The sequence below is a fragment of the Enterococcus sp. HMSC076E04 genome (assembly GCF_001814285.1).
GTDB lineage: Bacteria > Bacillota > Bacilli > Lactobacillales > Enterococcaceae > Enterococcus_B > Enterococcus_B lactis.
This window is the reverse complement of the sequence record NZ_KV815580.1, coordinates 30453-48757: the sequence shown is the minus strand read 5'-3', so window position 1 is coordinate 48757 and position 18305 is coordinate 30453. Positions and strand designations below refer to the sequence as shown.

General features: G+C 38.7%; 18 protein-coding genes. 15 read left to right on the top strand and 3 right to left on the bottom strand.

Annotated features, from left to right (window positions below; all coding sequences use genetic code 11):
- The first annotated feature begins 2 nt into the window (after nt 1-2).
- The 4 genes from HMPREF2961_RS04290 (at nt 3) to HMPREF2961_RS04275 (ending at nt 5620) form a co-directional block, all read left to right on the top strand.
- Nucleotides 3-2081, top strand: a complete 2079-nt coding sequence (locus HMPREF2961_RS04290; RefSeq protein ID WP_002290189.1) for a cation:proton antiporter — start codon at nt 3-5, stop codon at nt 2079-2081.
- 158 nt (nt 2082-2239) lie between these two features.
- A complete protein-coding gene (locus tag HMPREF2961_RS04285; protein WP_002315210.1) occupies nt 2240-4123 on the top strand; it encodes an ABC-F family ATP-binding cassette domain-containing protein in 1884 nt (627 codons plus the stop codon).
- Nucleotides 4124-4134: 11 nt separating this feature from the next.
- Nucleotides 4135-5082: a thymidylate synthase gene (locus tag HMPREF2961_RS04280; protein ID WP_002290192.1), complete on the top strand. Its 948-nt coding sequence runs from the start codon at nt 4135-4137 to the stop codon at nt 5080-5082.
- Between the two features lie 19 nt (nt 5083-5101).
- A complete protein-coding gene (locus tag HMPREF2961_RS04275; RefSeq protein ID WP_002290193.1) occupies nt 5102-5620 on the top strand; it encodes a dihydrofolate reductase in 519 nt (172 codons plus the stop codon).
- Between the two features lie 64 nt (nt 5621-5684).
- On the opposite strand, the gene HMPREF2961_RS04270 is transcribed toward HMPREF2961_RS04275, so the two are convergent.
- Nucleotides 5685-6338, bottom strand: coding sequence for a PAQR family membrane homeostasis protein TrhA (locus tag HMPREF2961_RS04270; RefSeq protein ID WP_002290194.1), 654 nt, complete (start codon nt 6336-6338; stop codon nt 5685-5687).
- Between the two features lie 129 nt (nt 6339-6467).
- On the opposite strand from HMPREF2961_RS04270, the gene HMPREF2961_RS04265 reads away from it, so the two are divergent.
- The 6 genes from HMPREF2961_RS04265 (at nt 6468) to lepB (ending at nt 10542) form a co-directional block, all read left to right on the top strand.
- A complete protein-coding gene (locus HMPREF2961_RS04265; protein ID WP_002290196.1) occupies nt 6468-7310 on the top strand; it encodes a DegV family protein in 843 nt (280 codons plus the stop codon).
- Nucleotides 7311-7466: 156 nt separating this feature from the next.
- Nucleotides 7467-8360 (top strand): SGNH/GDSL hydrolase family protein, encoded by an 894-nt coding sequence (locus HMPREF2961_RS04260; protein WP_070704012.1) that lies wholly within the window; start codon nt 7467-7469, stop codon nt 8358-8360.
- Nucleotides 8361-8365: 5 nt separating this feature from the next.
- Complete coding sequence (locus tag HMPREF2961_RS04255) at nt 8366-9079, top strand: YpmS family protein (RefSeq protein ID WP_002315207.1); 714 nt, start codon at nt 8366-8368, stop codon at nt 9077-9079.
- A gap of 19 nt (nt 9080-9098) precedes the next feature.
- Nucleotides 9099-9617 (top strand): peptide-methionine (S)-S-oxide reductase MsrA, encoded by a 519-nt coding sequence (gene msrA, locus HMPREF2961_RS04250; protein WP_002315206.1) that lies wholly within the window; start codon nt 9099-9101, stop codon nt 9615-9617.
- Nucleotides 9614-9841 (top strand): YozE family protein, encoded by a 228-nt coding sequence (locus tag HMPREF2961_RS04245; protein WP_002309571.1) that lies wholly within the window; start codon nt 9614-9616, stop codon nt 9839-9841. Before msrA ends, HMPREF2961_RS04245 begins: the two co-directional genes overlap by 4 nt.
- Nucleotides 9842-9990: 149 nt before the next feature.
- On the top strand, nt 9991-10542 hold the full coding sequence (gene lepB, locus HMPREF2961_RS04240; RefSeq protein WP_002290203.1) for a signal peptidase I: 552 nt from the start codon (nt 9991-9993) through the stop codon (nt 10540-10542).
- Nucleotides 10543-10629: 87 nt separating this feature from the next.
- Here lepB and HMPREF2961_RS04235 read toward each other — a convergent pair whose 3' ends face one another.
- Together HMPREF2961_RS04235 and HMPREF2961_RS04230 are read right to left on the bottom strand one after the other, a co-directional pair.
- Nucleotides 10630-11172 (bottom strand): folate family ECF transporter S component, encoded by a 543-nt coding sequence (locus HMPREF2961_RS04235; RefSeq protein WP_002315205.1) that lies wholly within the window; start codon nt 11170-11172, stop codon nt 10630-10632.
- 236 nt (nt 11173-11408) lie between these two features.
- A complete protein-coding gene (locus HMPREF2961_RS04230; RefSeq protein ID WP_002290207.1) occupies nt 11409-11807 on the bottom strand; it encodes a VOC family protein in 399 nt (132 codons plus the stop codon).
- Between the two features lie 256 nt (nt 11808-12063).
- Between HMPREF2961_RS04230 and ylqF the strand changes: the two genes are divergently transcribed.
- The 5 genes from ylqF (at nt 12064) to trmFO (ending at nt 18142) form a co-directional block, all read left to right on the top strand.
- Nucleotides 12064-12924 (top strand): ribosome biogenesis GTPase YlqF, encoded by an 861-nt coding sequence (ylqF, locus tag HMPREF2961_RS04225; protein WP_070704033.1) that lies wholly within the window; start codon nt 12064-12066, stop codon nt 12922-12924.
- Complete coding sequence (locus HMPREF2961_RS04220; RefSeq protein WP_002315203.1) at nt 12917-13684, top strand: ribonuclease HII; 768 nt, start codon at nt 12917-12919, stop codon at nt 13682-13684. The genes ylqF and HMPREF2961_RS04220 overlap by 8 nt, the downstream gene beginning before the upstream one ends.
- A gap of 55 nt (nt 13685-13739) precedes the next feature.
- Entirely contained in the window at nt 13740-14597 is an 858-nt protein-coding gene (gene dprA / locus HMPREF2961_RS04215) for a DNA-processing protein DprA (RefSeq protein WP_024636191.1), read from the top strand.
- A 121-nt stretch (nt 14598-14718) separates the two neighbouring features.
- On the top strand, nt 14719-16797 hold the full coding sequence (topA, locus tag HMPREF2961_RS04210; protein WP_002288411.1) for a type I DNA topoisomerase: 2079 nt from the start codon (nt 14719-14721) through the stop codon (nt 16795-16797).
- Nucleotides 16766-18142 (top strand): FADH(2)-oxidizing methylenetetrahydrofolate--tRNA-(uracil(54)-C(5))-methyltransferase TrmFO, encoded by a 1377-nt coding sequence (gene trmFO, locus HMPREF2961_RS04205; protein WP_083314203.1) that lies wholly within the window; start codon nt 16766-16768, stop codon nt 18140-18142. The genes topA and trmFO overlap by 32 nt, the downstream gene beginning before the upstream one ends.
- Nucleotides 18143-18305 lie beyond the last annotated feature (163 nt).

The window sequence follows — 18305 nt, the reverse complement described above, 5'->3', positions numbered from 1 at the left end:
CGATGGAATTTGCTGAGTTAGTTATTGTATTTGCAGTAACGATCACCTTATCGAACATAGCTAGCCGCATTTTGCCAATGATCCCAGCTCCACTGATCCAAATTTTCCTTGGAGTGGTATTAGGTCTGACAGAGTGGGGACAATCAGTTGATTTTGAACCTGAATTGTTCTTGGTTATGATCATTGCACCATTATTATTTAGAGAAGGAGAAAAAGCAGATATTTCTTCGATTCTCAAAAATTTCGGGACGATTCTGTTCTTGGCATTTGGCGGAGTCATTTTGACCCTTGTCGGCGTAGGTGCGACGTTGTCATTCCTGTTGCCAAGTGTCCCTCTTGCTGCCTGCTTTGCTTTTGGAGCAGCGTTAGGTCCGACAGATGCGGTGGCAGTCAGTTCGCTTTCTGGACGGGTGAATATCCCTAAGAAAGCAATGCATATTTTAGAAGGAGAAGGCCTGTTGAATGACGCATCTGGTGTTACTGCCTTCCAGTTTGCTCTTGGTGCGCTGATCACCGGTTCTTTTTCCGCAGTAAATGCTGGGATGAGTTTAGTGGTCTCCAGTATTGGTGGAGCTTTGATCGGTTTTTTGCTTGTCTGGTTCAAACAAAAAATAATCCATTTGATTGAAAAAGCATCGGCACAAGATGTCACAGGGTATCTGCTCATCGAACTTTTGCTTCCTTTTCTAGCCTATGTATTGGCAGAGGCATTTGATGTATCTGGGATCATTGCTGCAGTAGCAGCAGGTATTCTCCAAGCTTCTGGTTTTAGGAGAATCACCGTGTTTGATGCAGAGTTATCGAGTTTGTCCCACAGTACATGGACAACTATTGCTTTTACACTGAATGCATTAGTGTTTATATTCTTAGGAATCGAACTGACACAAGTATTCTCGCCGGTATGGGGCGACGGTTTATATCCAAACGGTCTTTTGTTAGCAATTATCGTATTGATCTCTATTATGCTTTTTGTGATTAGATTCATTTCCATCAGTCTTTTTTATGTATTCAAAGATGGCAGTAAAAAGTTCAAAAAACAGTTGAACGAGATCTTGATTTTGACATTTGGCGGTGTAAAGGGAACAGTCAGTTTGGCTACGATCTTTATTTTGCCCTTTTCGATCAATAATATGATGTTTTACCAGCGATCTTTACTTTTGTTTCTGACGGCCGGTGTCATCTTAGTGACTTTGGTCATAGGGATCATTGTCTTGCCTATGCTGACGGAAACAGAGGAAGCGAAAAGTACGGATTTGAATGCTTTGATGATCTTAGAAGAGGTCGTTGAAGTTTTGCGAAAAGAAATAAAGGAAATTGATCGTGATACAAAAGAATTTTTAGCCACTGAAGCAGTGATAGAAAATTACCAGGAACGGATACGTGATCTGTACTTGGAAGATTTAACCGATGATGAAAAGCAAGAAGTACAAGAAATACAAGCGCTGATTTTGTCGATCGAACGCGACGGATTAGATGAAAGTTATCGTTCGGGTAAACTTTCTTCTAATGGTTATCGCTTTTATTCCCGTTTTCTTTCCCGGTTCGAACATTCGATCACCAGTCAATTTTTATCTTTTATCGGCTTTTGGTTCATTGTTGTCCGTAGGTTGATGCGAATCGTTCTCCACCCCAAAATGTTTTGGCAAAGAAGGTATGCGGATCGTCAGACATTTATTAGTGATGAAGATATCCAAGAAATCAGGGAGACATATCAAAAAAATACCCAATTGATTATTGAAAGTTTAGATAACTTGACTGATATTTATGATGAAACGATGCTTCAATTTTTTATCCAGCAACGCAAACTTGAGGGAATAAAAATGAGCTCGGGGAATTTGATTTCTTCGTGGATGATCCAGCAAGATAGCCTGTTTACGAAAAAAATGCTGAGAGGTTATTATCTTGAAAGAAAAATCATTGATGAATACGAAGTTGCTGAGAAAATCACGACGTTTTCTGCGAATAGCTACCGTAGGAATATCAATTTGTTAGAATCTTATACGATGAACAAACCGTCAGATAACTTTTCTTTCCGATTTGCGTTTCGAGCAAAGTCAAAAAAATCGAGCGCAACGAAATAAAAAAATAGATTTTCAAGAACGATAAAAACAAAACATGTCAGAACAGGATCGGATTGGTCCTGTTCTTTTTTTGGAACACAAAAAGAACAAATTCGAAAAAAATTTTCCTGAAGTTCACTATTTTTATGATACAATATCCAAGATAAGGAGGGAACACGTTGAAAGAATTAAAAGTAACTGACCTCAAAAAAACTTATGGTGAAAAAGATTTGTTTGACCAGATTTCTTTTTTGATCCACGAAAAAGACCGTATCGGGTTGATTGGGACGAACGGGACGGGTAAAACAAGTCTCTTAAATATTATTGCTGGTATCGATAGCGGCGATGGCGATCGGCAAACAGTGTTTTATCCAACTGATTACCGTATAGGTTATCTTTCTCAAGCAGCTGAATTTTCCGATGAATTAACTGTTCTCCAAGCAGTCTTTCAAGGAAACAGTCCCTTGATCCAAACTGTTCGAGCATATGAGGAAGCATTGATCGAACTAGGGGAAAATGGAGAAGACCCTAATGTGCAAAAACGTTATGCTAAAGTAGAAGAACAAATGAATAAAGAAGATGCTTGGACTACAGATACCAATGCGAAGATTATTTTGCAAAAATTAGGAATCAGTGAATTAGATAAAAAAATAAATACGCTATCGGGTGGACAGAAAAAACGAGTTAGTTTAGCTCAAGTGCTGATTGATGAACCCGATTTACTATTACTAGACGAGCCAACAAACCATTTGGATTATCAAGCGATCGAGTGGTTGGAAAACTATTTGAAACAATACCGTGGCGCCCTACTGATGGTTACCCACGATCGGTATTTTCTAGATAGAGTAGCAAACCGGATCTTCGAACTTTCATTTGGGAAATTATACGAGTACAAAGGAAATTATGAAGCTTACGTCTTAGAAAAAGCAGAACGTGATCGTGTAGAAGTAGAACAAGAAGAAAAGCGCAAGCGGCTTTATAAGCAAGAACTAGCATGGATGAGGGCAGGAGTGCAGGCTCGCGGTACCAAGCAGCAAGCACGAATCAACCGTTTCGAAGATCTAAAGGAGAATTTATATCAAGTAAACCAAGAAGATGACTTAGAATTGAATCTAGCGACACAACGTTTAGGAAAAAAAGTACTGGAAATCAAAGATGGCAGTTACCGTATAAATGACCAAACACTGCTAGAACATTTAGATTTGCTGATTCAATCTCGGGAAAGGCTAGGAATTACTGGTAAAAATGGGGCAGGGAAATCGACATTGCTTAATATTCTAGCTGGCAGAATTCCTCTGGGTAGCGGTACAATTTCTATCGGTGAAACGGTTCGGCTTGCGTATTATACACAAGAAAATGAAGAAATGGCACCAGATAAACGGATGATTGCTTACTTGCAAGAAGCTGCTGAAGAAGCAAAAACGGCTGATGGCAGTCAAATCGGGGTAGCAGAATTACTTGAACGATTTTTATTTCCGAGATTTATGCATGGGACACTGATTGGCAAACTTTCAGGCGGAGAAAAACGGCGATTGTTTTTGTTGAAACTGCTGATCCAACAACCCAATGTGTTATTATTGGATGAACCGACCAATGATTTGGACATAGCAACATTGACGATTTTGGAAGACTATTTCAGAAGTTTCCCAGGTGCTGTAATCACTGTTTCCCATGACCGTTATTTCTTGGATAAGGTAGCAGATAAGCTATTGGTATTCCAAGGAAACGGAAAACAAGAACTTTATTATGGAAACATGTCCAGTTATTTGCTGAAGCAAAAAGAACTCCAGCAGCCTGCTGAAAAAGTGAAGCCAAAAACACAGAGCAAGGAACCTGCTGGAAAGAAAAAATTATCTTATATGGAGCAAAAAGAATGGGAAACGATTGAAGAGGATATTGCAGAACTTGAAGAAAAAATCTCATTGCTCCAAGAAGAGATGAATCATCAAGGTGATGATTTCACTCGGTTACAGGAATTGCAAAACGACGTATCTGAGACAGAAGCACAACTTGAAGAAAAAATGGCACGTTGGGAATATTTGAGTGAATGGGCAGAAGATTAGGAGGAAAAGGGATGGAACAAGCGTATCTTGACTTAGGAAGAAAATTGTTGGAAGAAGGACATCGTAAAGAAGACAGAACGGGCACGGGTACGTTAAGTTTATTCGGGTACCAAATGCGGTTTGATCTGCAAAAAGGGTTTCCTTTGTTAACAACGAAACGAGTACCTTTTGGCTTGATCAAAAGCGAACTGCTTTGGTTTTTAAAAGGAGATACGAACATCCGCTATCTATTACAAAATAAAAACCATATTTGGGATGAGTGGGCATTTGAACGCTATATCAAAAGTACAGATTATAACGGACCAGATATGACTGATTTTGGACATAGAAGTTTGGCAGATCCTGAATTCAATGAAGAATACAAAAAGCAGAGCAAACTTTTTTGCGAAAAGATCCTAACAGATGATTCCTTTGCTGAGAAATACGGTGATCTTGGTCACATCTACGGTTATCAATGGCGGCATTGGGAGACAAAAGACGGCGGTTTTATCGATCAAATCAAAGAAGTGATCGAAGCAATCAAAAAGACACCTGATTCTAGAAGATTGATTGTCTCTGCATGGAATCCAGAAGATGTTCCTAGCATGGCTTTGCCTCCTTGCCATACAATGTTTCAATTTTATGTGCAAGAGGGACGGTTAAGCTGCCAATTGTATCAACGTAGTGGGGATGTCTTTCTAGGTGTTCCGTTCAATATTGCAAGTTATGCGTTGCTGACTCACTTGATTGCACATGAAACAGGTTTAGAGGTGGGAGAATTTGTTCATACATTAGGAGATGCTCATCTTTATATCAACCATATCGAACAAATGAAAGAACAATTAAGCCGAGAAGTACGCGCATTTCCAACTTTAGCTTTGAATCAGGAAAAGCAGTCAGTATTTGATTTTGAGATGGAAGATATCCAGTTAGAAGGATATGACCCACATCCAACAATCAAAGCGCCTATCGCTGTTTAAAATCAGAAAGGATGAGAAAATGTTAGCTGCAATTTGGGCACAGGACGAAAACGGATTGATTGGAAAAGAAGACCGCCTTCCTTGGCGTTTGCCAAATGATCTGAAATTCTTTAAACAAATGACAGAAGCAAATACATTAGTGATGGGACGTAAAACTTTCGAAGGGATGGGCAGCCGTCCGTTGCCGAATCGTCAAACGATTGTTTTGACTAGAGATCCTTCCTATACAGCAGAAGGCGTGCATGTTATGCATAGTGTAGAAGAAGTGCTTGCCTTGGAAAAAGAAACAGACGGTATTTTTTTCATCGCTGGAGGTTCAGCTGTTTATCAAGAATTTCTACCATTTTGTACGATATTATACCGGACAGTCATCCATCATGTATTTGATGGAGATGCTTATTTTCCACCTGTTGACTGGTCTGATTGGTCATTGATCAATACGAGTCAAGGAGAAATAGATGAAAAAAATCGTTACCCGCATCAATTTGAAACCTATCAGCGTAATGAGAATCCTTTAAAAAAAGGGACAGGCGAATAGACGATAAAAAAAACTATTGATGGAACAGCTTTTATTTAGAGCTGACCCATCAATAGCTTTTTTATTAAGTAAAGAATAAAACAGAGAAGTACATAAAACCTGCACCTAACATAACAAACAAATGCCAAACAACATGCATATAGCGGATAGAATTCAAACTATAAAAGAATGCGCCTATCGTGTAAGAAAGGCCGCCTGCCACCATCAAAATAACACCAGTCATTCCAAGAGAATGATAAAGAGGAACAGCAGCCACGACACAGAGCCACCCCATAAAAATATAGATGATCGTAGATACTTTTGATACTCTCTCGCGTTTATGCAACGTCAACGCTTTATATATAATGCCAAGAATCGCAAACAACCAGATCAATACAAATAAAGTCCAACCTAGCCATCCTCGGATACTCAGCAAACAAAAAGGAGTATAACTTCCTGCAATCAAAAGAAAAATCGAACTATGATCGAATACTTGGAACACCTTTTTTGCTTTTGTAAAAATCAATGAATGAAACAACGTAGACGTTAAAAATAAAAGAATCATCATCGATCCATAGATAGCATAAGAGACAATATGGAGTGAGGAATGCAAGTGGGCACCCTTTATCAAAAGAATCACTAGTCCTGCGATACTCAATCCAGTCCCAATTCCATGGGTGATTGCATTAAACACTTCATTTAATATTTCATACGTTCGATTAAATTTCGTTTTTTCCATGAAAACGGCTCCTTTACTAGGTGTAATTAATGAAAAATCATTATTTGTCTGTTATACTAAAAATAGAAATTGTCTTACATGTAGTTTAACATGAATAAGGCATCTTGTTAAAGAAAGAGAGAGAAAATAATGACAAACGTAAAAATCGTAACAGATTCTTCATGTACGATGGAAAAAAACATACGCGACGCTTTAGGCATTCGTGTCATGCCGCTATCCATCATGATCGACGGAACAGTATATCCGGATGATGACCAATTAGACGGTGAAAGATTTATGGAAATGATGGCGAAAGCAAAAAATCTGCCAAAAACCAGCCAACCACCGATTGGAGAATTCATCTCAATGTATGATGAGTTAGGAGAAGACGGCAGTGAAGTGATTTCGATCCACATGACAAAAGGCTTGAGTGGAACAGTAGAAGCAGCAAGACAAGCTAGTAATTTAACAAAAACGAAAGTAACGGTTATCGACAGTGATACCACTGACCAAGGATTATCGTTTCAGGTAATTCGAGCAGCTGAATTAGCAAAAGAAGGTAAATCAGTAGAGGAAATCCTTGAAGAAGTCAAAAAAGTACAAGATCATACAAAATTATACATCGGAATTTCCACACTAGACAACTTGGTAAAAGGTGGAAGAATTAGCCGAACGACTGGTTTACTGTCTAGTGTTTTGAACATACGCGTGGTGATGAATTTCGCCCACTCTGAATTGATTCCTGTAACGAAGGGGCGAGGAAAGAAAACGTTCGACAAATGGTTCAATAATTTGAAAAACGAACTGAAAGAATTGCCAAATGTGCGGCAAATCGGCATCTCACATGCGGATGCAAAAGAATTGGCACAAGAATTCAAAGAAGGTCTGCAAGAATTGTTTCCTGATATGCATATCCCTGTACTGCATACGAATCCGGTTATCGCTACGCATACTGGGAAAGACGCGTTTGCAATCATGTATTACGTAGACTAGTCAAAAAGAGGATAAGCCCTCAGCCTGCAAGGCTTTTAGCTTATTCTCTTTTTCTTTGTAAAAATAGGAAAATAATTATTTTCTTTTTTCATAAAGACTACCTTTTTGAGAAAATTTTTGATAACATTAGACCAATCGAATACAAGAGGTGAAAAGATGAAATTAACGAAACGACATTTGATCCTCGTTTTGTTCCCATTATTAATTGCGATCATCATCTATGCAGGTCTAGCTGCTTCCATACCGAAAGCTGGCCCTCTAATGAAACCAGTAACTACTGTGAGAGAAGATCCAAATAAAAAAGAAAAACTTCACTACATAGCTATCGGAGATTCGCTGACTGAAGGAGTAGGAGATCAAACCAAACAAGGAGGCTTCGTTCCCCTTGTCGCAAATGATCTAAAAGACCGTTATAATTTGACTGCGGTTGAAACAGAAAATTATGGTGTAAATGGTGAACGAAGTGACCAGATCTTAAAGCGAGTAAAAACAAAAGAAGAAATTCGAAACAATATCAAAACAGCTGATTTTATCACGCTGACTGTTGGCGGAAATGATTTGATGAAAGTTATCCAAAATAATTTGTTCGGGTTAACGGTCAATTCCTTTAAAAAACCACTGAAAAACTATCAGGAAAATGTCACAGAACTATTGGAAGAATTTCGATCCCTCAATAAAACCGCGCCAATTTATATTTTAGGCATCTACAATCCATTTTATTTGAACTTTCCTGAAATCACTGACATGCAGACCATCGTTAATAATTGGAACAAAGGAACAGAAACGGTGACGAAAAAAATGCCGAACTGCTACTTTATCCCAATCAACGATTTGCTTTATCAAGGATTGATTCAGGAAGTAGGTGTCACAGAAGAAGGCACAGATCAAACAACTAGCACGACAGAAAATCTAAATGGCATCAAAAACAATGTGCTTTACGAAGAAGATCATTTCCATCCGAATAATTTAGGTTATCAATTGATGGCAAATGCAGTGAGAGATCAGCTGATCGAGACACAAAACCAATGGCTAGAGAAGGAGGACGATTAAAAAACATGAAAACAAGATCTGGAGCAACTTCAAACAAAGCAAAGAAAATGAATTACTGGAAAGTCGCCTTTCTTATCCTTCTTGGGGTAGTACTCGGTTCGACAGTATTTTTAGGTAGCCGTATTTTTGCTAATCGGGAACCAGAACTCCCAGAAATACCTGCCCTCACGGAAAGGCAAGGCGATCCTGTCCTCACGATCAATTCAAATAAAGAAAAAGTCAATCAAATCATTAGCTTTTTCCTTAGTGAGTATCAAAAAGATAGTGATATCGAATATAAATTCTATTTGGAAAATGAAGCACTGCTCAATGGTACTTTCGAAGTATTAGGTTTTCCTATCAATTTCTATTTATATTTTGATCCTTATGTGATGGAAAATGGAAATGTCCAACTAAAAGCTAGAAGTCTTTCTATTGGAACATTGAGTTTGCCAATCAAAGATGTGATGAATATGATCAAGAGAAACTATAAATTGCCAGATTGGATCGAAGTTAATACAGATGATTTGACTATCATGCTTAGATTAGATCAATTCCGAATGCAAAACGGGATGTATATTAAAGCAGATAAAATCGACTTAGTAAATGATGACATTCGATTTAGTCTATATTTGCCAAAAGATACCTCTGATGCTTCAAACAACTCAAATACAAACAAAACTAGCAACAGCAGTACTGAAAGCAAAACAAAAGAGAACAATAAAACATCAAATGAGTAGTATTAGAGGAGGAATAATAATGGAACGAGCAATATTTGCAGGAGGCTGCTTCTGGTGTATGATCCAACCTTTCGATACGCTTCCTGGTATTCATACAGTGATGTCAGGATATACTGGAGGACACGTACCAGATCCAACTTATGAACAAGTAAAAAGCCAAACGACTGGACATACGGAAGCCGTGGAGATTATCTATGATCCAACATTGATTTCATATGAACAGTTAGTAGAACTTTACTGGCAGCAAACGGATCCGACTGATGCTTTTGGACAATTTGAGGATCGCGGCGACAATTACCGTCCGGTCATCTTTTATTTGACAGAAGAACAACGGATCATTGCTGAAAAAAGTAAGAAACAGCTAGCTGAAAGTGGACGTTTCGAACAGCCAATCGTTACGAAAATCGAACCAGCCCAACCATTTTATCTAGCAGAAGAAGACCATCAAGAGTATTATAAAAAGCATGCTGAAAATTTTAAAAGAAACCATGCACGCCGGGCTGCCTTTATTGAAGAAAATTGGAGGAACGAAGGGTGAATCGAAGCTTTTTTCACTATTTAATGACACTGCGAGGCGGTGGTGCACATGATACTTTATCTATTTTTGCTACAGAAGCCGGTAAAGATATCCAATTCCCTAAGCATAGCTCTAGCTACGAAGAAATTTCTAGTTATCTAGAATTGAATGTCGACTATTTGCCATCCATGGATATTTTTGACGAAGCCTGGGAAAAATATTTAGAGAACAATCATGACTTATAAAAATTGGCTTTCCATTTATGATCCAAGCGCTTTTTGTCCAACAGTTTGATAGAAAGAATTATTTTTATTTCAGCTATCTAGTCGCATTTTTTTGATATTTTTCTTATAATAAAGAAAGAATGAAAAAACGAGGGATGGATTGATAGAGATTGACAAAAAAACAACGCTATATTGATCGCTTCTGGCTTATATTCAAATACTTGCTTGTTTCTGTATTCATTGCGTTCATGTTGCGGGGATTTTTGTTCATCCCTGTACCAGTGGAAGGCAATTCAATGGAAAATGTCTTGAAACAAGGCGACATGGTTGTGATGGAAAAATTTTCGGAGATCAGACGATTTGATATTGTTGTTTTTCAATTAGCAGATGGGACGATTTATATCAAACGAGTGATTGGGCTTCCAGGAGAAAATGTTAGCTACCAAAATGATCAATTGAAGATCAATGGAAAAGTAGTGAAGGAGCCTTATCTAACTAAAAACATGAAGTCAGATCATGCAAATGCGTCCTATACGACGGACTTCACACTACAAGAACTGACGGGTCAATCGAAGCTTCCCGAAGATAGTTACTTTGTACTTGGAGATAATCGAAGAGTTTCAAAAGATAGCCGCTCATTTGGTACGATCAATAAAACGGATATTTTAGGTAAAGCAAGATTTGTGTATTATCCGCTTGATGAAATAAAATGGATCCAGTGAGAAATAATAAAGAGGTTGTGACCATTCTTTTGTCACAACCTCTTTATCGTTTGGTCCAAAATCAGCATATTACCTTAGTACATAAAATCAAACAGCTCGTTTAAACACTTTTCTAGCCTCTAAAGCTTTGATAAATGAATAAACGACTGTTACTTGAATAGGAATCTGAATCATATTCCTGATAACCCTGCCTAGAAAAATCACTTTGAAATCTGCACCAAACAAAACAGACATCAGCCAAGAATTGATAAAAAGGCTAACTGGAATCATAATCAATAGTTGGGCGGCGATGACGGAAAGCAGATTTATCTTTTTATGATATAAAAATAAGCCATTGATAAACCCACCAAGGAATGCTGTGATAAGAAAAGCAGCTTGAAACGTACCTGAACCAAATATTGTGAAATTCAAAGTGTTCGACAACATTTCAAGCAAACCAGCCCAGATCGGCCCATATAGATAACCCATAAGCGCCATACTTAAAAATCCGAATGTGACTTGAAAATAAGCAGGACCAATCGCTATCTTGTATAAGATGACATCAAGGGCTAATAAAAGGGCAGAGGTCGATAACAATCTTGCATTCATTTCAGGCAATCTAAAAACGTCTTTTGCAATCAAAGTGTTCAAAATATTCTCTCCTTTGTCAGTTAATAAGAAAAGGATACCATAAAATCGCCGATGTGTCATGACACCTTTGCGATTTACAAAAGTAACCATCCAACGACTAATAAAAGGAGAAGAAGACTGATTTTATAAACTGTAAAAAAGGCAATTGTACGATCGAAAAAAATAGAGGTGGAGAATACTTATCATATCACCCATCTCTATTTTTTTGTTATAAAAACGTCAGTTTCGTTATCTGCTTACATCTTCATCCATACGGGTTCTAATGTGTTTCCATCCAAATCTTGGACTTCTAATGAAAACATTTCTTCTTCAGGTATTCCCATATCGACTTCGTGGAAAGTACCACCATTTTCTTTGGCAATTTGAGCGAATTTTTTTACTTTGTCCGCGTTGTCCATGCTAAACGAAATCAAAGCGCCACTTGTTTTTTTATTATCGGCTATTTCTTTATCTTTTATAAATTTTTTATAAAAATCATGAGAGAGGAGCATCACCCAAAAAGTGTCATCCCACACCATTGAACTAGCTTCTTCAGTAGAGAATTCTTCGTTTTTTTTAAACCCAAGCTTTTCATAAAAAGCAACGGAACGATTGACATCGGCAACAGGAAAATTAACAAAAACCATACTATTCATTTGTTTCGTCTCCTTTCTGCTTTGTTCGTCCATCATCTCTTATTTAGGAAGCGCTGTCAAAAAATCAGGCTCGTATAGAGAGATCAAAATAAAAAATTTACATCATCAAAAAAGAGAAGATGTGATAGAATGAGGACTGGTTCACTTTCACTTAACTAATAGATAGGATTTTTTTATAATAGAAAAAGTGAATATATATTGAAAAAAAACAAGTAAAGTCGGAGAATATTCCGATATGAAAGGAATGGAGAGAACAATGACCATCCAATGGTTTCCAGGACACATGGCAAAAGCCCGACGAGAAGTTTCTGAAAAAATGAAATATGTGGACATCGTATTTGAATTGGTAGATGCACGTTTACCTTTATCTTCTCGTAATCCAATGCTAGATCAGATCATTCAGCAAAAGCCTCGGCTTGTTTTGTTGAATAAAGCGGATCTAGCAGATCCACAACAGACAAAGCTGTGGCAAGAATATTTTCGTAAGCAAGGCCACCTTGCGTTAGCTATCACGGCACAAGAAAGTAAAGGAATCAAAGGGCTAGTACCTGCAGCTAAAGAAGCGTTGAAAGAAAAGCGAGCAAGAGACGCTGCTCGTGGGATCAAGCCTCGCGCTATTCGGGCAATGGTGTTGGGTATTCCGAATGTTGGAAAGTCTACGTTGATGAATCGACTAGTAGGCAAAAAAATTGCTCAGACAGGAAATAAACCAGGTGTAACAAAAGGTCAGCAGTGGCTTCGTTTAGGTAACGAGTTGGAATTGTTAGACACACCAGGGATTTTATGGCCTAAATTTGAAGATGAAGAAATCGGCAAAAAACTAGCGCTGACAGGCGCCATCAAAGACCAACTTGTCCATTTAGATGATTTGGCGATTTACGGATTGGACTTTTTTGCCCGATATTATTCAGGAAGAATCAGCGATCGTTATGGTTTGCCAATCGAGCAAGAAGAAAAATTGGCACCGGAATTGCTGATGGATATCACAGCAAAACGTGGGTATAAAGAAGACTATGATCGCGGCAGCGAACTAGTCGTGCATGATATCCGTCAAGGAAAACTTGGTCGATACACATTGGATCGTTGCGAAGAAATAGAGCAAAAAAGCGATGAATGAATCCATCCAAAGTATCAAAGAACGATTGAAAAGCATACAGAGAATAGATGATCCTACACTAGAATCATTGAGAAACGATCCACGCAAAGGCGTACAGCAAGCGCTAGTTTCTTTTGAACGACGATTGAAAAAAGAGGCATTGATCAAGGAAAAATATGAAGAAATGTTTTGCTTTGAAAAACAAGGGTACGCACAAGGTCACCAATGGATTGCCGGCATTGATGAAGTAGGAAGAGGACCGTTAGCTGGACCTGTCGTGGCAGCTGCAGTTATCTTGCCGAAAAATGAGATCATATTAGGGCTGAATGATTCAAAACAGTTATCAGAGAAAAAACGAGAACTTCTTTCTCAACAAATTCAAGAAAAAGCTTTGGCCATCGGGATCGGAATCATTGATCAGCAGGCAATCGATGAAGTGAATATTTATGAAGCAAGTAAATTGGCGATGATCCAAGCAGTAGAAAACTTGTCTATTGCACCAAGCTATTTGTTGATCGATGCGATGACCTTGGATTTGCCTATACAGCAGGAAAAAATAATCAAAGGGGATGCACGATCTGTGTCGATTGCGGCTGCAAGTATCATTGCTAAAGTATATCGAGACCAATTGATGAAAGAATATGACGTGCTTTATCCTGGGTATGGTTTCTCGCATAATGCAGGCTATGGAACAAAGGAACACTTAGAAGGACTTGAAAGACAAGGGATTACGCCAATCCATCGCAAAAGTTTTGCACCTGTAAAAAAATATTTACAATAAAAAACAGCCGCTTTTACGTATCTTATTAAAAAGAGAGACGAAAGGCGGTTTTATGATGTATCAAATAGAAGAGAATTTATTGAAACTTGCTTATGCAAAAGGAATCAGTAGCCAAGGGAAATGGGCACTTGCTAACTGGATGATGCAGTATCCTTACAAAGAAATCGGATTTGAAGACATCGTTAAGATAGGAAAAATCACCGCACATCGGGAGCTGTTCCGTACAAGTTGGCAAGAAATTCACAATAATTGGGACAATATCCAATCGAAACAGTCGTTTGTTACTTGCTTTGATCTCAACTATCCCCCTCAGTTGCTTCACTTGACCTATCCGCCAATTGTCCTGTTTTACAGTGGTGACCTGTCTTTACTTTCTTGTAATATGTTGAGCGTTGTTGGTGGAAGACGTACTTCTGCTTTAGCAAAAAAAACAGTGTATTATTTACTAAAACCAGTGGTAGAAGCTGGATATGTGATCGTCAGTGGCTGCGCGAAAGGGATAGATACCTACAGTCACCAAGCAGCAATCTCTCATGGTGGACGGACAATCGCGGTCATTGGAACAGGGATAGAGCAAGTTTATCCTGCTGAAAATCGTGACCTGCAAGAGGTGATTGCAAATGATCATCTTCTTTTGAGTGAATATCCTCCTCAATCCGGCCCGAAAAAGCATCGTTTTCCAATGAGAAATCGTATTATCGCAGCTTTGTCTAAAGGAACATGTGTCTTTGAAGCCAAGAAAAAAAGCGGCTCTCTGATAACAGCACAGCAAGCATTGGATCTTGGAAGAACAGTTTTTTCTGTTCCAGGAAATATTTTAACAGAACATTCTACCGGATGTCATCATTTGATCCAAGACGGTGCAGTTTGCACGGTTTCGGGTGAAGATATCTTGGCAGAATTTAAAGAATAACACCATACTTTTCATTTGCTTTTCTTGACAAACGTTTTCTGAATGGATATGATTAGCTACGATTTGTATGAATCCTCTTTTAATAGTAGGAACACGACAATGGAAAGGAGTCCATTCAGTAATGGCGTATAAATATTTAGTGATTGTAGAATCACCTGCAAAAGCCAAGACGATTGAGAAATATCTTGGACGAAACTATAAAGTAATGGCCAGTGTTGGCCATATAAGAGATTTACCGAAAAGTAAAATGGGTATCGATTTTGAAAACAATTATGAACCCCATTATATTTCTATACGCGGAAAAGGCGATGTCATCAAAAGCCTGAAAGCCGCAGCAAAAAAAGCTCAAAAAGTTTACTTGGCAAGTGACCCGGATAGAGAAGGAGAAGCGATTGCTTGGCATTTAGCGTACCTACTTGGGTTGGATCTGAAAGAAAAAAATCGGGTGGTCTTCAATGAAATCACAAAAGATGCAGTCAAAGCAGCCTTTAAGGAACCAAGAACAATCGATGTAGATTTAGTAGATGCACAGCAAGCTCGTCGTACCTTAGACAGAATCGTTGGTTATTCGATCAGCCCTATTCTTTGGCGCAAAGTCAAGAAAGGGTTAAGTGCAGGACGTGTCCAATCTGTCGCTTTAAAAATTATTATTGACCGTGAAAAAGAGATCCGAGAATTTGTTCCAGAAGAATATTGGAGCATCGACGGTAATTTTAAAAAAGCTCGCAAGAAATTCAAAGCAAATTTCTGGGGAATCGACGGTAAGAAAAAGAAATTACCAGATGCACAAAGTGTAAAAGAAGTCACTGCTAGAATTGATGGAACAGACTTCGAAGTTAAAAAAGTAGAAAAGAAAGAGCGCAAAAGAAACCCTGCGAATCCTTTCACTACAAGTAGCCTGCAACAGGAAGCTGCCCGTAAATTAAACTTTCGAACAAGAAAAACCATGATGGTAGCACAACAATTATATGAAGGAATCACTTTGGGTAAACAAGGAACAGTCGGCTTGATTACATACATGCGTACTGATTCTACCCGGATTGCCGATACAGCAAAAGCAGAGGCCGCAGCATTTATTGAAGATACGTATGGAAAAGAATTTTCTAGACATGATCACCGAAAGATCAAAAATGCTCAAGGTGCACAAGATGCCCATGAAGCTGTGCGTCCAACAAGTGTGCTTCGTACACCAGATGAACTCAAACAATATTTAGATAAAGATCAATTGAAACTTTATACATTGATCTGGTCACGTTTTGTGGCTAGTCAGATGACGCCGGCTATTTTAGATACAATGAAAGTAACATTAGAACAAAATGGTGTGATCTTCATTGCGAACGGTTCAAAAATCAAATTCAAAGGATTCATGCAAGTGTATGTGGAAGGTAGAGATGACGGCAAAGAAGAGAAAGAAAATATTCTTCCAGAACTTGAAGAAGGCGATGTCGTCCAATCTGTTGATATTGAACCAAAACAGCATTTTACTCAACCACCTGCACGTTTCAGTGAGGCTACGTTGATTCGTGCACTAGAAGAAAACGGGGTAGGGCGACCTTCCACTTATGCACCAACACTTGATACGATCCAAAGACGCTACTATGTAAAATTGACACAAAAAAGATTTGAGCCGACAGAATTAGGAGAGATTGTCAATTCGCTGATCTGTGAATTCTTCCCTCAAATCGTCGATATCCATTTCACAGCAGAAATGGAAGGAGATTTGGATAAAATCGAAGAAGGCACGGAAGCGTGGGTCAAAGTAGTCGATCGTTTCTATAAACCGTTTGAAAAAGAACTGACGAATGCGGAAGAAAAAATCGAAAAAATCCAAATCAAAGATGAACCAGCAGGATTCGATTGTGATGTCTGTGGACATCCGATGGTGATAAAATTAGGGAAATACGGGAAGTTTTATGCTTGTAGCAATTTTCCTGATTGTCGGAATACCAAACCGATCGTAAAAGAAATCGGTGTGACTTGTCCAGTATGTCATGAAGGGCAAGTCATCGAACGAAAATCTAAGAAAAACAGACTGTTCTACGGTTGTTCTCGTTTCCCAGAATGTGAATTCACTTCTTGGGATAAACCAGTGGGCAGAAATTGTCCAAAATGTGACGGATATCTGGTCGAAAAGAAAGTCAAAGGTGGCAAACAAGTAGTCTGTGTAAATGGAGACTACGAAGAAGACATCCAAAAATAATAGAAAAGAGGTTCTTTCATTGAAAATGGTAAATGTTGTTGGAGCAGGACTTGCCGGAAGTGAAGCTGCTTGGCAGATCGCACAAGCAGGAGTACCTGTCCGTTTATATGAAATGCGTCCAGTCAAATCGACTGAGGCGCATCACACAAGTAATTTTGCTGAACTAGTATGTTCCAATTCACTAAGAGGAAACAGTTTGGCTAACGCAGTAGGATTATTGAAAGAAGAAATGCGACGATTGAATTCAGTAGTAATCACTTCGGCAGATGAAACAGCAGTGCCAGCTGGTGGTGCTTTAGCTGTTGACCGAGATTCTTTTTCTGAAACGATTACCCGAAAAGTCAAAGAGCATCCATTAGTAACAGTGATAAACGAAGAAATTACTGAAATACCAGAAGGAATCACCGTAGTAGCAACAGGACCGTTGACTTCTCATCCATTGGCAGAAAGCATCAAAGCATTCAATGGTTCAGATGGTTTTTATTTCTACGACGCAGCTGCACCGATCGTAGACAAAGCTACGATCGATATGGATAAAGTATATTTGAAGTCCCGCTATGACAAAGGAGAAGCAGCTTACTTGAACTGTCCGATGACAGAAGAGGAATTCAGAGCTTTCCATGAGGCACTAATCAATGCCGAAGTGGCAGAACTTAAATCTTTTGAAAAAGAAAAATATTTTGAAGGATGTATGCCAATCGAAGTAATGGCACAGCGTGGATTCAAAACAATGCTTTTTGGTCCTATGAAACCAGTTGGATTGGAAGATCCTAAAACTGGCAAACGTCCTTATGCTGTTATCCAGCTACGTCAAGACAATGCTGCAGCTTCTTTATACAACATCGTGGGCTTCCAAACTCACTTGAAATGGGGCGAGCAAAAACGTGTTTTCCGGATGATTCCTGGATTGGAAAATGCTGAATTCGTTCGCTATGGTGTTATGCACCGAAATAGCTTTATGAATTCGCCAGAATTACTGAAACCGACGTATCAATCAACGAAACGCGAAGATTTGTTCTTTGCAGGTCAGATGACTGGTGTAGAAGGCTATGTTGAAAGTGCAGCAAGCGGATTACTTGCTGGAATCAATGCCGCACGCTTAGCAAAAGAAATGGAACCAGTCGAGTTTCCACAAGAAACAGCTATTGGAAGCATGGCTTATTACATTACTCATGCGGAAGGAAAACATTTCCAACCAATGAATGCCAACTACGGTCTGTTTCCTGAATTGCCGGAACGCATTCGGGACAAAAAAGCAAGATATGAAGCAATTGCCCAACGCGCTTTAAAAGCGAATGAGACAATAAAAAAAGAATTAGAAAAAATAGCAGTCCCAAATGAGTGAGCAAACTCGATGAAGAGGGTGAGACGGATAGTCTCGCTCTTTTTCTTGCGTTTTTCTTAAGGATTTCTCAAACAAAATGTGAGGAATTGCATTAATTGTGAACAAACTTAGAAATATTGGTTAAATTCTGACAATTTATTTGTCTTTTTGTAGACGCTGTGCT

Bases quoted from the DNA above. Each gene is read 5' to 3' on its own strand.
- HMPREF2961_RS04290 (WP_002290189.1), top strand. From the start codon at position 3: ATGGAATTTGCTGAGTTAGTTATTGTATTTGCAGTAACGATCACCTTA.
- HMPREF2961_RS04280 (WP_002290192.1), top strand. From the start codon at position 4,135: ATGGAACAAGCGTATCTTGACTTAGGAAGAAAATTGTTGGAAGAAGGA.
- HMPREF2961_RS04275 (WP_002290193.1), top strand. From the start codon at position 5,102: ATGTTAGCTGCAATTTGGGCACAGGACGAAAACGGATTGATTGGAAAA.
- HMPREF2961_RS04270 (WP_002290194.1), bottom strand. From the start codon at position 6,338: ATGGAAAAAACGAAATTTAATCGAACGTATGAAATATTAAATGAAGTG.
- HMPREF2961_RS04265 (WP_002290196.1), top strand. From the start codon at position 6,468: ATGACAAACGTAAAAATCGTAACAGATTCTTCATGTACGATGGAAAAA.
- HMPREF2961_RS04260 (WP_070704012.1), top strand. From the start codon at position 7,467: ATGAAATTAACGAAACGACATTTGATCCTCGTTTTGTTCCCATTATTA.
- HMPREF2961_RS04255 (WP_002315207.1), top strand. From the start codon at position 8,366: ATGAAAACAAGATCTGGAGCAACTTCAAACAAAGCAAAGAAAATGAAT.
- msrA (WP_002315206.1), top strand. From the start codon at position 9,099: ATGGAACGAGCAATATTTGCAGGAGGCTGCTTCTGGTGTATGATCCAA.
- HMPREF2961_RS04230 (WP_002290207.1), bottom strand. From the start codon at position 11,807: ATGAATAGTATGGTTTTTGTTAATTTTCCTGTTGCCGATGTCAATCGT.
- ylqF (WP_070704033.1), top strand. From the start codon at position 12,064: ATGACCATCCAATGGTTTCCAGGACACATGGCAAAAGCCCGACGAGAA.
- HMPREF2961_RS04220 (WP_002315203.1), top strand. From the start codon at position 12,917: ATGAATGAATCCATCCAAAGTATCAAAGAACGATTGAAAAGCATACAG.
- dprA (WP_024636191.1), top strand. From the start codon at position 13,740: ATGTATCAAATAGAAGAGAATTTATTGAAACTTGCTTATGCAAAAGGA.
- topA (WP_002288411.1), top strand. From the start codon at position 14,719: ATGGCGTATAAATATTTAGTGATTGTAGAATCACCTGCAAAAGCCAAG.
- trmFO (WP_083314203.1), top strand. From the start codon at position 16,766: ATGGAGACTACGAAGAAGACATCCAAAAATAATAGAAAAGAGGTTCTT.